Origin of the sequence: Maribacter sp. Asnod2-G09 (assembly GCF_045063795.1) — a bacterium.
Classification (GTDB): domain Bacteria; phylum Bacteroidota; class Bacteroidia; order Flavobacteriales; family Flavobacteriaceae; genus Maribacter.
Genome location: NZ_JBEFOA010000005.1, coordinates 1,601,849 through 1,615,750, shown reverse-complemented (window position 1 = coordinate 1,615,750; position 13,902 = coordinate 1,601,849). Strand labels below are relative to the sequence as shown.

13 protein-coding genes are annotated in these 13,902 nt (G+C 33.6%); 11 read left to right on the top strand and 2 right to left on the bottom strand.

All coding sequences use genetic code 11. From position 1 onward, the window contains the following. Window positions 1-8 precede the first annotated feature (8 nt). From ACJJVT_RS19010 to ACJJVT_RS18985, 6 genes are all read left to right on the top strand, one after another. A complete protein-coding gene (locus ACJJVT_RS19010) occupies window positions 9-1,592 on the top strand; it encodes a 4Fe-4S dicluster domain-containing protein (protein ID WP_282076124.1) in 1,584 nt (527 codons plus the stop codon). Between the two features lie 155 nt (window positions 1,593-1,747). Beyond that, a complete protein-coding gene (locus ACJJVT_RS19005) occupies window positions 1,748-4,153 on the top strand; it encodes a hypothetical protein (RefSeq protein WP_405400830.1) in 2,406 nt (801 codons plus the stop codon). Between the two features lie 55 nt (window positions 4,154-4,208). Next, window positions 4,209-4,700: a toxin-antitoxin system YwqK family antitoxin gene (locus ACJJVT_RS19000; RefSeq protein WP_405400828.1), complete on the top strand. Its 492-nt coding sequence runs from the start codon at window positions 4,209-4,211 to the stop codon at window positions 4,698-4,700. Beyond that, window positions 4,700-5,389 carry a glycosyltransferase family 2 protein gene (locus tag ACJJVT_RS18995; protein ID WP_405400827.1) on the top strand — a complete coding sequence of 230 codons (690 nt, stop codon included), beginning with the start codon at window positions 4,700-4,702 and terminating at the stop codon, window positions 5,387-5,389. The genes ACJJVT_RS19000 and ACJJVT_RS18995 overlap by 1 nt, the downstream gene beginning before the upstream one ends. Window position 5,390: 1 nt before the next feature. Then, window positions 5,391-6,875, top strand: coding sequence for a cellulose synthase family protein (locus ACJJVT_RS18990; RefSeq protein WP_405400826.1), 1,485 nt, complete (start codon window positions 5,391-5,393; stop codon window positions 6,873-6,875). Between the two features lie 271 nt (window positions 6,876-7,146). Then, window positions 7,147-7,590, top strand: coding sequence for a hypothetical protein (locus tag ACJJVT_RS18985; protein WP_405400825.1), 444 nt, complete (start codon window positions 7,147-7,149; stop codon window positions 7,588-7,590). A 616-nt stretch (window positions 7,591-8,206) separates the two neighbouring features. On the opposite strand, the gene ACJJVT_RS18980 is transcribed toward ACJJVT_RS18985, so the two are convergent. Continuing rightward, window positions 8,207-9,505 (bottom strand): integrin alpha, encoded by a 1,299-nt coding sequence (locus ACJJVT_RS18980; protein ID WP_405400824.1) that lies wholly within the window; start codon window positions 9,503-9,505, stop codon window positions 8,207-8,209. Between the two features lie 238 nt (window positions 9,506-9,743). On the opposite strand from ACJJVT_RS18980, the gene ACJJVT_RS18975 reads away from it, so the two are divergent. From ACJJVT_RS18975 to ACJJVT_RS18965, 3 genes are all read left to right on the top strand, one after another. Next, window positions 9,744-10,283 carry a hypothetical protein gene (locus tag ACJJVT_RS18975; protein ID WP_405400823.1) on the top strand — a complete coding sequence of 180 codons (540 nt, stop codon included), beginning with the start codon at window positions 9,744-9,746 and terminating at the stop codon, window positions 10,281-10,283. A 128-nt stretch (window positions 10,284-10,411) separates the two neighbouring features. Beyond that, complete coding sequence (locus tag ACJJVT_RS18970; protein ID WP_405400822.1) at window positions 10,412-10,732, top strand: hypothetical protein; 321 nt, start codon at window positions 10,412-10,414, stop codon at window positions 10,730-10,732. 213 nt (window positions 10,733-10,945) lie between these two features. Then, complete coding sequence (locus tag ACJJVT_RS18965) at window positions 10,946-11,980, top strand: hypothetical protein (RefSeq protein ID WP_405400821.1); 1,035 nt, start codon at window positions 10,946-10,948, stop codon at window positions 11,978-11,980. A gap of 231 nt (window positions 11,981-12,211) precedes the next feature. Here ACJJVT_RS18965 and ACJJVT_RS18960 read toward each other — a convergent pair whose 3' ends face one another. Further along, window positions 12,212-12,418 carry a hypothetical protein gene (locus ACJJVT_RS18960; RefSeq protein WP_405400820.1) on the bottom strand — a complete coding sequence of 69 codons (207 nt, stop codon included), beginning with the start codon at window positions 12,416-12,418 and terminating at the stop codon, window positions 12,212-12,214. 384 nt (window positions 12,419-12,802) lie between these two features. Here ACJJVT_RS18960 and ACJJVT_RS18955 point away from each other — a divergent pair, with 384 nt between their 5' ends. Beyond that, window positions 12,803-13,462 carry a hypothetical protein gene (locus ACJJVT_RS18955; RefSeq protein WP_405400819.1) on the top strand — a complete coding sequence of 220 codons (660 nt, stop codon included), beginning with the start codon at window positions 12,803-12,805 and terminating at the stop codon, window positions 13,460-13,462. Between the two features lie 50 nt (window positions 13,463-13,512). After that, a complete protein-coding gene (locus ACJJVT_RS18950) occupies window positions 13,513-13,782 on the top strand; it encodes a hypothetical protein (RefSeq protein ID WP_405400818.1) in 270 nt (89 codons plus the stop codon). The last annotated feature ends 120 nt before the right edge of the window (window positions 13,783-13,902 follow it).

The window sequence follows — 13,902 nt, the reverse complement described above, 5'->3', positions numbered from 1 at the left end:
CACCTAATATGGGTAATTTTGACAGAAGTATGTCACTTGCGGGAGAGCCGCCTAAAGCATTAAATACAGGCCAAAAATTGGCAGTAGTAACAGGAATGATCGGTCTGGGCATTCTCATTTTACAATTGTTCAATTTAAACCTTGGTAATACTGCGCTCTGGTTAACGGTTTCAATTGTTGCCATTTTCGCGGGAATCATCTGGTTTTCACAAGCTGCATATGCCCACAAACACAAGGGTATTAAAAATGATGGTGTTTGGTTTAAATCTATTTCTAGCCGCGGTGTACTTGCTTGGATGGGTGGTATCGCCTTAACAGGGTTTTATATTGTGCTCTATTTTTATCCGCAGTATTTAGGTCTGGTAAAAGATGGGGACAACACGGGTTTAATTGCTTTATTTGACCCCTTAAGTAAAGGACTAAGTGGAAACCCTGCCAGCCAATGGTTCGTTTACGGTACTATGTATACCGTTGCTATTTTGGCTTTTGGCGCTAAATTCATTTGGAAATACCGTCATAATAAATACGAGCAATTGAGAACGGTCAGTGTTATGTTTTTTCAGACCGCATTCGCTTTTTTCATTCCCGAAATTATGGCCCGTTTAAATGGCGATTTGCCATATTATGACCTTAAAAACATGTGGCCTTTAAACTATTACAACTTTGAACGTTACCGTATTAACGGGTTCATCGATTCTGGCAGTGTTGGTATGACGATGTTGTTTTTCGGTATTATATCAATCTTTGTAATTTCTCCTTTTTTAACTTATAAATACGGTAAACGTTGGTATTGCTCTTGGGTTTGTGGTTGTGGCGGATTGGCTGAAACTGCAGGTGACTCTTTTCGTCAGCTAAGTGATAAATCTAAATTCGCTTGGAAAGTTGAGCGTTGGGTAGTACACAGTGTTGTAGTATTCGTAACCTTAATGACTACAGCCGTAATTTACTCTTATTTAGGTAATGATAGTAGTAAATACTGGTTAACAAAAACAATGTTCATCTCTGGTGTGGCAGTTATTTTGACGGCTGTTTTTGCCTGGGTGATGATTTATAAAAGAGAAGAACTGGCTAAAGATGCCAAGTATGGTGCTATCGGATATTTCACTATTATCGCCGTATTAATAGGTATGCACTTTTTTAGTGACTCAGCAAACATATTCATCTTCAAAGCAGAAACATTACGTACCACATACAGCTTTTTAATCGGTAGTATTTTCTCTGGAGTTATAGGAACAGGATTCTACCCTATTTTAGGTAATCGTGTTTGGTGTAGGTTCGGTTGCCCAATGGCAGCGATGTTAGGTTTTCAACAACGTATGTTCTCTAAATTTAGAATTACGACCAATGGTGGTCAATGTATTTCTTGTGGTAACTGCTCTACCTATTGTGAAATGGGTATCGATGTACGTGCATATGCTCAAAAGGGTGAAAACATTGTACGTTCTAGTTGTGTAGGCTGCGGTATTTGTTCTGCGGTTTGCCCAAGGGGAGTTTTAAAATTAGAAAACGGACCAGAAAAAGGACGTATTAATTCTCAAGATGTTTTATTAGGCAACGATGTTGATTTAATGGATTTAGTGAATAAAAAATAGATGTCATTCCTAAAATGGAATATGCTATTTTTTTGCATTATGACTTATAAACTCAGGTGCACTTAAATTATATAACAGGAAAAAGTTCATGAAAGACTGGTTTTTACTAATCTTTCATGATCTTTACAACCTACTAACATCAACAAATTCATTGCATGAATCGCTTTTTAATCCTCTTACTTTTAGTATCTCTTTCTGTTCAATCGCAAACGGAAGTCAATTACCCTGAAGTTATTTATGGCAAAGAAAATATCAGCGCCAGCTGGGTAAGTCACCCAGATACTAAAGGCGGCGAAGATACTGCCGTGTTGTTTCGTAACACCTTTAAAGTAGCAGATACAAAAGCTGATTTTATCATCAATATTTCTGCAGACAATCATTATTACCTTTATGTAAACGGTCAGTTTATTACTCACGGACCGCAATTGAGCGACATTCAACACTACAAATTCGAAACCTTAAACCTAAAAGATTACCTAAAGCAAGGGGAAAATGTTATCGCCGTTAAGGTGATCAATTTTGGAAAAAGAAGATTTTTAGGTATGCAATCTATATTCACCAGCTTAATGGTGAACGGCGTTACAGACAATGCCAAAATCATTAATACCACCGGATTCAATGATACTTGGGTAAGCACTGTCGACGAATCGTACAAAGCGAACGAAGTTATCTGGAGAGGAGATGGTGAGAAGGCTATCGTTGGCGGTTTTTATGCCAACAACCCTACCGATATAGTGGACATGAACAACTACCCTACTCATTGGGAAACATTAGACTTTGATGATACTAACTGGAAAAAAGTTGAATTTTTTGAGAATGCCAGTAGCATGGGCGGCTCTATTGCTTATTTATTAGAACCACGTAATTTACCATTGCTTTCATGGGATGAGGAAAGAATAGCAAGTATTGTTCGTTCTTCTACGCCACTTACCACAGAATTCCCGGTATTGGGTACTTTGACACTAGCCCCGAATACAACAACTACTTTTCTATTAGATCAGCAATATGTTACCAACGGTTTTCCTGAACTTTTATTCAGCAAAGGAAAATCATCAATAATTACTATTAAGTATGCTGAGAACCTTTTCGGTGACAACAATGAAAAAGGGGACCGAAACGACTTAGAGAACAAAAAGCTTTTAGGCTACTACGATGAAATTATTTCTAACGGAAAAGACGCACAGAAATTCATTCCGAATTGGATGCGTACGTTTCGGTTTATTGAGTTTGAAATTGAAACCAAAGATCAAGAACTTGTGCTGGAAAATTTCGTAAACCATAGATCAAGAACTACTATTCCTTCAATTGCAAAATTCTCTTCAGATGACGACATGTACAATGAAATTTTCGAAATCTGTAAGCGTACTATTGATATTTGCACACAAGATTACTTTTTAAGTGATGCCTATTATGAAACTATGCAGTATGTGGGCGACACAAAAATACAAGGTTTAATTTGGGAAGCGCTCAGCGGTAATGCCGAACATACCAAAAATGCGATTCGCCAGTTTGACCATTCTAGAGATTCTGACGGTAATATTTTAGGTGCCTACCCTTTACGATCTACATTTATATACCCTACCTACTCCTTAGTGTGGGTAGATATGATTGCCGATCAGTACAACACCTCTGGCGACAAAGAATTTATACATACCTACAAAGATGGAATTATTAATACGCTAGCGGGATTTGAAAAAAACATGAACGACCTTAATTTGGTCAACAAAACACCATACCGCTATTTTATAGATTGGTATACCGGACCTAATAACGGAAGCGGAACCGCTACTAAGAATGACGGACTAAACTCCGCCGTGGTTAGTTTGCACTATGTGCATGCGCTACAGAATGCGTCGCGAGTTTTCAGTGAAATTGGTGATCAGCAAACTGCTATCAACTACAAAAATAGAGCGCAAGAGATTATCAAATCTGTTTACGAGCTTTGTTATGATACGGATAGAAATCTTTTTGCAGAGCGCCCAGACAAAACTATTTATGATCAGCATACCAATATCATGGCGATATTGACAGATGCAATACCAGAAAATGAGCAGCGGGCACTTTTAGATAAAATTCTAAACGAAGAAGATTTATTACAAGCAACCTATTACTACCGTTTTTATCTTTTTGAGGCGATTAAAAAAGTAGGTGCTCCAGAACTGTTCGATGTTGCCCAAAAACCTTGGGAGCAAATGATCAATGATCATATGACCACTACTTTAGAGCGTTTTGAAAGTGTAGAGAAACCAACTAGATCAGAGGTACACCCATGGAGCGCATCGCCTGCATATTTTTATTTTAATTATTTGGCAGGCATCCGGTCTGTACAAAATGATTTTGAAGAGGTAGAAATTGCTCCGGCATTCGGAAAACTAAATGAAATTATAGGTTTGCTTCCTACATCAAAAGGGAATATTGAATTTAACCTGAAAAGAAACAAGCATAAATTATCCGCAGAAATAACCCTTCCAACAACTATAAAAGGAAAGGTAGTTTGGCAGGGAACAGTGGTTGAACTAAAACCTGGAAAGAATACATATACCCTAAAAAGCGCTAAATAATATAGCATTTTCGGTGTCTGTTTCGATACAGCAATAAACTTGAAATATTAAAAAAATGAAGCTATTTAAACTCTTTTACGCCGCACTTATTTGCTTAGGATTGTTAGCTTTTATAAATCCTGAAGACAAACGCTACGAACGTACCTATTACGATGACGGCACCTTAGAAAGTGAAGGTTGGATTCGCTATAGTACAAAAACGGATTATTGGACTTTCTACCACCCAAACGGTTACAAATCTGAGCAAGGTTTTTATGCATATGGCAAGAAAGAGAAATATTGGTTCTTTTTTAACGAAGACCGTATTAGAACCAAAGAGGGGAAATTCGTAGAAAACAAAGAAATAGGTTGGTGGTTGTTTTACGACAAAAAGGGACGCGTAAACCATAAATGCCAGTTAACAAAAGGAATTAAAGACGGATATTGCCTAAAATACAAGGACACAAAATTGATATCTGCAGAGAAATATAGCAAAGGTGAAAAAGTAAAAGAATGGACATCTTTTCGCGCTTTCACCAGTGAAAATAGTTTATCAGATTTAAAATAATGACAGACATTAAAGTAATTATACCAGCTTTTAACGAAGCAGATTCCATTGCACATGTCATCAACGAAATACCAAAATCGGTATCTGAGGTAATCGTTGTGAACAATAATTCTACAGACGATACCGTAAAAAATGCAGAAGCTGCAGGGGCTACAGTACTTACCGAGACCAGAAAAGGCTATGGTTATGCCTGCCTGAAAGGTTTGGATTATGTTGCATCGACATCTAAACAACCTGACATAATCGTATTTATTGATGGAGACTATTCTGATTACCCAGAGGAACTGGACAAGATAGTTGCCCCTATTTTAAAAGATAACATTGATTTTGTGGTCGGTGCCAGAACAAAAAGCTTGCGAGAAGAAGGTTCGATGACGCCGCAACAGATTTTTGGCAACTGGTTAGCGACATTTTTAATGCGATTATTTTTTGGCGCAAAATTTACGGATTTAGGCCCTTTTAGAGCAATTAAATACGAAAAGCTCAAGGAATTGAACATGGAAGACAAAACTTATGGATGGACGGTTGAAATGCAACTGAAAATTCTTAAGAAAAAAATGACATATACCGAAGTACCAGTACGTTACAAACGAAGAATTGGCATCTCTAAAGTATCAGGAACCGTAAAAGGTAGTATATTTGCAGGCATAAAAATTTTGGGGTGGATCTTCAAATACAGCATTAAATAATATGGCACTAGCGTTAGCTTATTTTATTATCATAATTTATAGTATCTCATTACTATTAATTTTCTTTTATAGCTTGGCGCAGCTGAATCTGCTAATCAACTACTTATCTCAAAAAAGACAGAACCAAACAGCACCTAAATTTAACCTGTTAGACCCAAAAGAAATTCCGTTCGTAACCATTCAACTTCCTGTATTTAATGAGGAATATGTTATGGATCGTTTATTGGAAAATATTGCTAAAATAGAATACCCTAAAAGTAAATTAGAGATTCAGGTTTTAGATGACTCTACAGATGACACTGTAATTACTACTGCTGCCACTGTTGCTAAATTACAAGAGACCGGTTTAGATATTCAACATATAACAAGAACTGATCGTTCTGGTTTTAAAGCGGGTGCTTTAAAAGAAGGACTTAAAGTAGCAAAAGGTGAGTTCATCGCCATTTTTGATGCCGATTTTTTACCGGCTTCAGATTGGTTGAAGAAAACCGTTATCTATTTTAAAGATGAAGAGATTGGTGTGGTACAAACCCGTTGGGGCCACTTGAACCGCGACTACTCTACTTTAACTAAAATACAGGCGTTCGCCTTAGATGCACATTTTACTTTAGAACAAGTAGGTCGTAATAGTAAAGGACATTTCATCAACTTTAACGGTACCGCTGGTATTTGGCGTAAAGAATGTATTATCGATGCTGGAAACTGGGAAGGTGATACTCTGACAGAAGATTTAGATTTGAGCTACCGTGCACAGTTGAAAGACTGGAAATTCAAGTATTTAGAAAATGTAGAGACTCCTGCAGAGTTACCTGTAGTTATTAGTGCCGCACGTTCGCAACAATTTCGTTGGAACAAAGGTGGTGCAGAGAACTTTAGAAAAACAGTATGGAGCGTTGTTACTGCAAAGAACATCCCTTTTAAAACGAAGTTTCACGGGGTAATGCACTTACTGAACAGTTCAATGTTCTTATGTGTATTCTTAGTTGCTTTATTAAGTATACCATCGCTTTATATTAAAAACACCTATGGTCATTTAGATTGGGTATTCTCTCTATTAAGCTTGTTTACGGTAAGTACTATTATCTTATTTGTTTGTTATTGGTTTACCTATAAGAGCATACAAGGCAGCGGCTTTAATAACTTTGTAGATTACATACGTATATTCTTCACTTTCTTCTCTGTTGCATTAGGCTTCTCATTACACAACACTATTGCTGTAATTGAAGGTCATATGGGTAAACGAAGTGAATTTGTACGTACACCAAAATTTAATATCAGCACCTTAAAACAAAGCTGGAAAGGCAATAAATACCTTGCTAAAAAATTATCACCCAACATGATTTTAGAATTTGCCTTAATGGTCTATTTCATGTTTGGCATGTATAGCGCAATACCGTTAAATGATTTCGGACTGTTTCCGTTTCACTTTATGTTATTCTTGGGCTTTGGGTTTGTATTCTTTAAATCATTGACCTCAAGAGCGTAAAACAGTTTTAAACAAAATAAAAAAAGGGATAGCCATTGGCTGTCCCTTTTTTTATTTTTATTATTCTCATTTGTTTAACTTTCACATAAAATAGGAATAAGATTACTTGTTATCTTATTTGTCTTAAATAGCGTATAAAGTAACTTGTTACTTTATACAATTGTTGGCAATAATTATGAAGAACAATTTCAAATATTTGCTTTTTTTATTATTTATGGTGTTTTCATTTGTCTCATACGGACAAAGGGAAAAGCCAAAATATACCTTTAAAATGGACCAAGTTGCCGCGGAGTTTGAATCTGAACTTTCTCGAAAGAAAGTGGATACCATAATGCAGGCTTTCTATCTGTTTGACAATGGACGAGGAGCTGATGCCACTAAACTATTTTTTTGGACAGAGCAAGGGAAAAGCTTTGTTAAGGCGATAAAAAATGCTAAAAAGAATGGAGTTAAGGAATTTGATTCTAAAGAATGTCCAGAATTCTCAAAAATGCTGGACTACTATTTTGAAAATATAAAAGACATCTCAAGCCCTATTTCAAAACCTACTTTGTCCGTTTCTCATAGCTATGGCTACCTTGTAAAATTAGAAATTAACAGAACGGAATTCAAAACATATCTTAGAAATGAGAGACTTGTCGATAATAACCATGCGCTAATGGAATGGATTACGATGATTGCGAACGTCGCTAAACCATACATTGAGGAAAAATAACTATTGCCAACAAAACCTCCTATGAAAAGCCTTAGTCCAGTTTCTTAAAGTTAATTAATATTTTCTTTTTTGCCTTAAACCACCTTTTTTTCTTTTAATATAACTTGCTCGCACTCCTATGTGTGATCGGTTCGANATACTCCTTGAAATGTTTTGAAACATAACTATGTAATTGCTTTGGGTCGGGCGACATACTGAAAGACTTACCAGCGAACAGATCTGTTGCACAATGTACTTTCCAGCTTCGTTTGTGAATATCGATACCAATGTATAACTTCGGGTAAGCAGTTTGTTGAGTGTTCATATCTTATTGTTTTAGAGAACTTTAAAGATACTCGACTTGCTGCTTTTTCATCAATGCTATAAACAATTCGGGCTTCAGGATTAACCGATGGTTTGTGTATATTTATAATGTCCGCAAAATCTTTGGGATTTTGCTTTGACAAGGAAAAGAAAAACAAAACAAAAAGATTTTGCTATGTGCATGGCGGAAAGCAAACGCTAGTTTGCTCCCGTACCGTTCAGAGCTAGACCGTTATCTCTTATTTGAACAAAAAATATAGTCAATACAAAAAAAACATTTTCTTAATCAAAATTATTGATTATACTTTAAAGATTACTGTGGTCTAAAAAACAGCGTAAATAGTGTTCCAGTTCCTCCTGCACCTCCTCCAATATTGATAGCAATTGAGCCATCACCTCTTAAATCTCCAACATATGATATTGAACGAGAAAATCGCTCTTCTGAATCTAAAGTCAAATTAAAACCTCCATCAGTATTATTTATTCTTGTAAATGATTTAACTGTCTTATCGGCATTTAAATACAATACATAAGCCAAACCTTCATTTTGCTGATTTGCTCCTGTAATTAACTCGTTAATACCATCTCCATCTATATCTCCCGCAGCACACATTGCATGACCAAACTGCCCACCAAATGTTACGTTAGGGTTTAAATCGGTTACTAGCTCATCGGTAAATCCGTTCGTACCTTCAGTAATTTTGACTTTAGATTCTACATTGAAAGTTGTGCTGTTTAAAGATAAAACCCAAATGGCACCTTTCCCTCCATCAGACATAAAAGCTCCAACTGCCAATTCTTTTGTTCCATCGTTATCAATATCTCCAAGCATAGCTACTTCTCTACCTCCAAACTGATCACCATCTTCAAGTCCTACTCCCAAACCTCCTTGTATAGAATTTATAGTAACCGTATTTGTATACATTATTTGCGATGCTTCATTTAAAAATAAAATATCAATAGCGCCACGATTAGTTCCACCAGCATCAGACCCTGGATTACAAGCTACTAAATCTACTCGATTATCTCCATCAATATCACCAATAGCCGTTAAACCATTTGCTATAATATTTTCATTTTTTACATAATCTTTAACAGTACCATCAACATTAAGGTGAATAATATATAATGAATTATTTGGTGGTACTGGAGAAGATACTGCAATATCAGGAATTCCATCATTATCATAGTCACCAATACCTGCAACACCATAACCAAAGAAATTTCCAGCATTTAACGTTTCATTAAACCCTCCTTCAAGCATCGATATTCTTTGGTTGCTTTGCACAGTTCCGTCACTATTCATAAATAAAATATAAACAGCTCCTGCATCAACACCACCATCATCGTCTGATCGTGCACCAATAACAAGATCTATAACACCATCTCCATTAACATCTCCTATTTTATCGTGATCTCTACTAAATCTATCTCCACTTTCTAAATTTGCGGAAAAACCTCCGGAACCATTTTCAATTTTCACAAATCCTTCTGCTTGATAAGGCAATTCATTTTCATCAACTATTTCTTCATTTAGTATTGTATCATTATCACTACTACAGCTTAAAAACAGTACTAGAAAACATACGAAAACTAGGGTTTTATGAATCATATTTTTTTATTTGAGTTATATCACCTTTGACTTTACTTTACATTAAAGGTTTAATATAAAATTTTAAAAAAACTAAAAACAAGAGATAACAACGTGTATAATTAACTGCTCAAGTCAGTGTGTACTCGGAAAATCCTTCGGATTTTTCTAACGTTTGGTTTCCTTTTGCTAAATTAGTTGCTGAACCACGCAAATAACTATATACAAACCGTTGTAAACAAGCTAAAAACTAACTGAATTGAAAAGGATTTTACATCCAAAAAAGAATACTCTGCTACTCTTTAGTCTTTTATCATTTGTGATTTTGACTTTATATGTTAGACACTTTTCTTTTACATGGGAATTTGTATTTAGTGTAGTTTTCTATATTATATTTTTATTAGCTATTCTGTTTATCGGAATTCTGATTTCTATAAAAATTGACAAAAAAAAGAAATCAAAACTTAAATTTTATTTCATCATTTCATTTACTCAGCTTTTAATTATCTGGTTACTATCTATACCTCTAAGGAATTGGCAAATTGATTATTCTAAAAACAAAGGAATGAGTATAGTTAATTTAGTGGAAAAATATAAAATGAATTATGGAATTTATCCAAAATCGCTCTCTGAAATTGAACAAAAAATGAACTCGAATATTCCAAAATGGACAGCTTTGGGTACAAAATACTCATATGAAATTTTTAAAAACGGAAATTACAGCATTGGATTCAAATCCTATTATGGATATGATTTACATTATGGAAACCTAAATAAAGAATGGATATCAACTGATTAAAGCCTGTTTATAACACTATATATAGCAAATTAGGCGATTAGTGTTTAACCCAAAAGTTGTTGTCTATTTACAAATTCGTAAAATCTTTGGGATTTTGTTTTAAACAATAAAAGAAAAAATAAACCTAAATGAATACTATAAATTTCAAAAAATGGGCATTCCATTTCATGATTTGGATTTTAATAATTAAAGTAATTACCCTTTATCTTACAAGCAGCTATACAAGTATATTTCATAACGGAAACAACACAGCAGAAGCTTATTTTTACTTTGGAATCTTAGAAACAGTTTTACTTTTATTGTGTCTGATTTTTATAATTTTTAGTAGTATAAAAAAAGAGAAAAAAAATTATCAATATTGGATTTCAATTGTTGGTCTCGTTATTATTGGGATTTTGCCAACAATAGTCTTTTTATCTTTAAATTATTTTAAAGAATACTTGAACTAAAAATATAAAAAGTATTTTCCCTGCTAAGAATTACAGGGTAAAACCTACTTGCTTAAAAATTAATAAAGCAACATCTATTGGACCTTAATTCAGCTTTGTACATAAACAAGTAAAAAACAAACATAATGTTCAATCTGAGATAATACTATTCTATTCTCATAGCTTTTATAATTAAAAATCAATCGTTTATTAGAAATTAATTTAATCCTTTTTATGAATTTAGTCGTTCGAATTGTTTTTTTTACATTTTTAATAGTACCCTTAATCTCATGTGGTCGTAAAGAAACAGAAAAGGACAAACACCCTGAGCTGCCTTTCTTTCCAGAAACAACTGACACTAAAATTAAATTTGAGAAGATAGATTTTTATCCTGATAGCTTTTATAAAATTGATGAAACTTACTTCAACATAGGAGCAAAGCTTAACGAACATTCCCCACTTGATATTTATATTTTTTCATATAAAGATGATTTAACAACTAAAACAGATTCTATTCTTCTTGATAACGACCATTACTATATTGAGGAAAGTGGTTTTTTATATTCTTATAATTTCAGCTCTAAAAGTGATGATGAATATTATGAAAATAATAAAGTAACTAGAATTAATATTAAGACAGGCAAGAAGAAGCATATAGATTATCTTAAATATGACTACGGTGAAGAACATCAAAATATATTCGAGATAAACAGAACATATGAAAAACAGCTAACACATCTTTCTGATAGTTTAGTAATGGAAATCAGATCTAAAAGAATAGATTCTGTAGAAAGAGAAATTAATAAAAAGTTTAAATCTACTATTTTAAAAGGCCTACAAAAAGTTACCGAAATAAGTTTGCAATCAAATCACCATTCTTTCTTATTGCAATATGAAAACAGAGAGGTTATTCTTAAAAACGCCCCTTTTTGGCATAATGAAACAGAAGAAGGCAGATCCCCTATTGATTTATTAAAAGATTATAAGGAATACAAGCCGTTAAAAAATAGCTCATTAGAAATAACGGAAAACATACATGTTTTTGATCGGGCTGTTCAAGGTAATTATCTTGGAGGCGGTCGATTTAACACTAACTTAAGTCAAAGCGGTATTCAATACTACGAGCTTAACTTTAAAAATGAAAAAACTTCTTTTAAGCTAGAAGCTAAAAACTTATATGATGATGAAATTATAGTAACGTATTTAATGCCAGATAAAAAAACTATAATACTCTACTCAAATGAAGAACAATTTAAGCTTTCATTGTAATAATATATTAAGTCTTAATACGAAGCTTTATTAGTTGATTTAAACAGTAATTGTTGACTAGAAATATACAGTGTCTATTATTACTGAATAGAATAACTGCAAACTAACTGTTACTGGTCAAAATAAAATCACAATAACTTTGAATACCTACACTTATAAAGCAACCAAATACAATACCTATTGGCGTTGAATTAAGCTTTTGAAAAGAAATAAAAGCACTACAGTAATTTATCAATCTACCTTATTCAAATTTTTATTGTCATTAATGGTTTTTTCTAAGCCATCTTCCCCGCTAATCGGCACACAATACGAACCTCCAGTTCCTTGCCCATTATCTTGTTCAAAATAACCTTCATCACATTTTCCTTGCTCGAAATCACTTTCACACCCTAAAAGACAAATTCCAAAGACAAATAATATTACAATTTTTCTTGACATAAAAATGAATTTTCAAAAGTTTAAGATACTTTAAAAAAACTACTTAAGTTAGTTTTAGCAGATAGTCTAAAACAAGTCAAATCTGTTTCGCAAGCTTCTCAACTAACACAAAATACCAAATGAAATAAAAATCAAACACCTACCGAAAACTTACTGCAAAAGTTAAAAACAGCATTAAGAAATAGGTCATAAAATATTATATTCAAAGTCTAACGTGCATTTAACGAAACTTCAAATAAGGATTACCCCAGTGAGCGCAATCGTTCGGCACAGGCAAGTAAAAAGCTTTAGACAGTAGAATAGATAGAAGCATAAAGTAATCTTACTGCCACTGTAAAAATAATTAAGACGTTCTTGTAATTGAAAATGCAACAGAAATATACTATGAATTATTTAGACGATTTATTTGAAAGGTTAGAAAACAATGATTTGAGACCTGGTCTAACACTACCTGAAGGGGTTACATATCAGTCTAACTTAACGGTTTCTTGGAAGGCAAGAATTGAATCAAAGAAGCTCTCTGATCCTAAATGGATTAGTCCATTAAAAGAACGTTTAAATAAAGAAAAGGTAACCATAGAGAAAATAAATATCATTCACGTTTTAATACCGTTAGCTGATAAAAACAAAGAAAATTCAATAGCAGATTATATCATTACATTTATAAAACAAGAAAAAACTAGGTGGGTTCGCGATGTTGCCTTGTCTTCTTTAAATGATTCAGAACTTGAAATTATAAACGAGAAAGAATACCTGTTTGAATTAATTAAGGACAAAGATTGGCAAATCAAATTAAGTGCTTTAGGGTTATTGAAGAAACTAGATAAATCATATTCTAATAGAATAGAAGGTGTTTGCTTAGACTTAATAGAGAAAAATCAGAAAAAGCCACATGAACTAAGCTCCATTTGCAGAGTGTTAGCCAAACACGGTACCGTAAAATCAATTCCACAAATAAAAGAAATCGCTATAAATAATAGCAAGGCTTTTACTGTAAATTCAGCCATAAATGCAGTGAGAGAAATTAGCGGTACAAAAAATTAGAATTCTTTATTGAAATTTTTCAGACCAACCGAAATAATGATGTTAAGTCTATGATTACTCAGGTACTTTGTGAATTAGGAGATGAAAGTGTTATTGACCTATTAATCAAAAGAGCAAAAAATATACTTTCTAAAAAAAGAAAAACGAATGTGATATATGTCGGCGGCAGTAAACCTGAACTTGTTCATATTCTCACTTTTTTGACTACATACGATGATAAAAAAATAAATAAACTAATAGAATTTATTAGAACCAAAAAAATAGAATTTATGGATGAAACAGAATTGAAATGGTTCAAAGAAAAAGTAAATACTACATAGAAAAACATTTACTATTTGTGGAAATTTCTGACCTTAAACTAACGCTTAAAGATTCTACAAAAAAATTCAGGATAGCTAAAGCTGCCAAAAAGAAACATTGAGGCGGCAAAAAGGGATTAC

Excerpts from the sequence above, each read along its gene's own strand:
- ACJJVT_RS18980 (WP_405400824.1), bottom strand. The coding sequence starts at position 9,505 with ATGATTCATAAAACCCTAGTTTTCGTATGTTTTCTAGTACTGTTTTTA.
- ACJJVT_RS18955 (WP_405400819.1), top strand. The coding sequence starts at position 12,803 with ATGAATTATTTAGACGATTTATTTGAAAGGTTAGAAAACAATGATTTG.
- ACJJVT_RS18965 (WP_405400821.1), top strand. The coding sequence starts at position 10,946 with ATGAATTTAGTCGTTCGAATTGTTTTTTTTACATTTTTAATAGTACCC.
- ACJJVT_RS19005 (WP_405400830.1), top strand. The coding sequence starts at position 1,748 with ATGAATCGCTTTTTAATCCTCTTACTTTTAGTATCTCTTTCTGTTCAA.
- ACJJVT_RS18990 (WP_405400826.1), top strand. The coding sequence starts at position 5,391 with ATGGCACTAGCGTTAGCTTATTTTATTATCATAATTTATAGTATCTCA.
- ACJJVT_RS19000 (WP_405400828.1), top strand. The coding sequence starts at position 4,209 with ATGAAGCTATTTAAACTCTTTTACGCCGCACTTATTTGCTTAGGATTG.
- ACJJVT_RS18985 (WP_405400825.1), top strand. The coding sequence starts at position 7,147 with ATGGACCAAGTTGCCGCGGAGTTTGAATCTGAACTTTCTCGAAAGAAA.
- ACJJVT_RS18960 (WP_405400820.1), bottom strand. The coding sequence starts at position 12,418 with ATGTCAAGAAAAATTGTAATATTATTTGTCTTTGGAATTTGTCTTTTA.
- ACJJVT_RS19010 (WP_282076124.1), top strand. The coding sequence starts at position 9 with ATGGGTAATTTTGACAGAAGTATGTCACTTGCGGGAGAGCCGCCTAAA.
- ACJJVT_RS18970 (WP_405400822.1), top strand. The coding sequence starts at position 10,412 with ATGAATACTATAAATTTCAAAAAATGGGCATTCCATTTCATGATTTGG.
- ACJJVT_RS18995 (WP_405400827.1), top strand. The coding sequence starts at position 4,700 with ATGACAGACATTAAAGTAATTATACCAGCTTTTAACGAAGCAGATTCC.
- ACJJVT_RS18950 (WP_405400818.1), top strand. The coding sequence starts at position 13,513 with ATGATTACTCAGGTACTTTGTGAATTAGGAGATGAAAGTGTTATTGAC.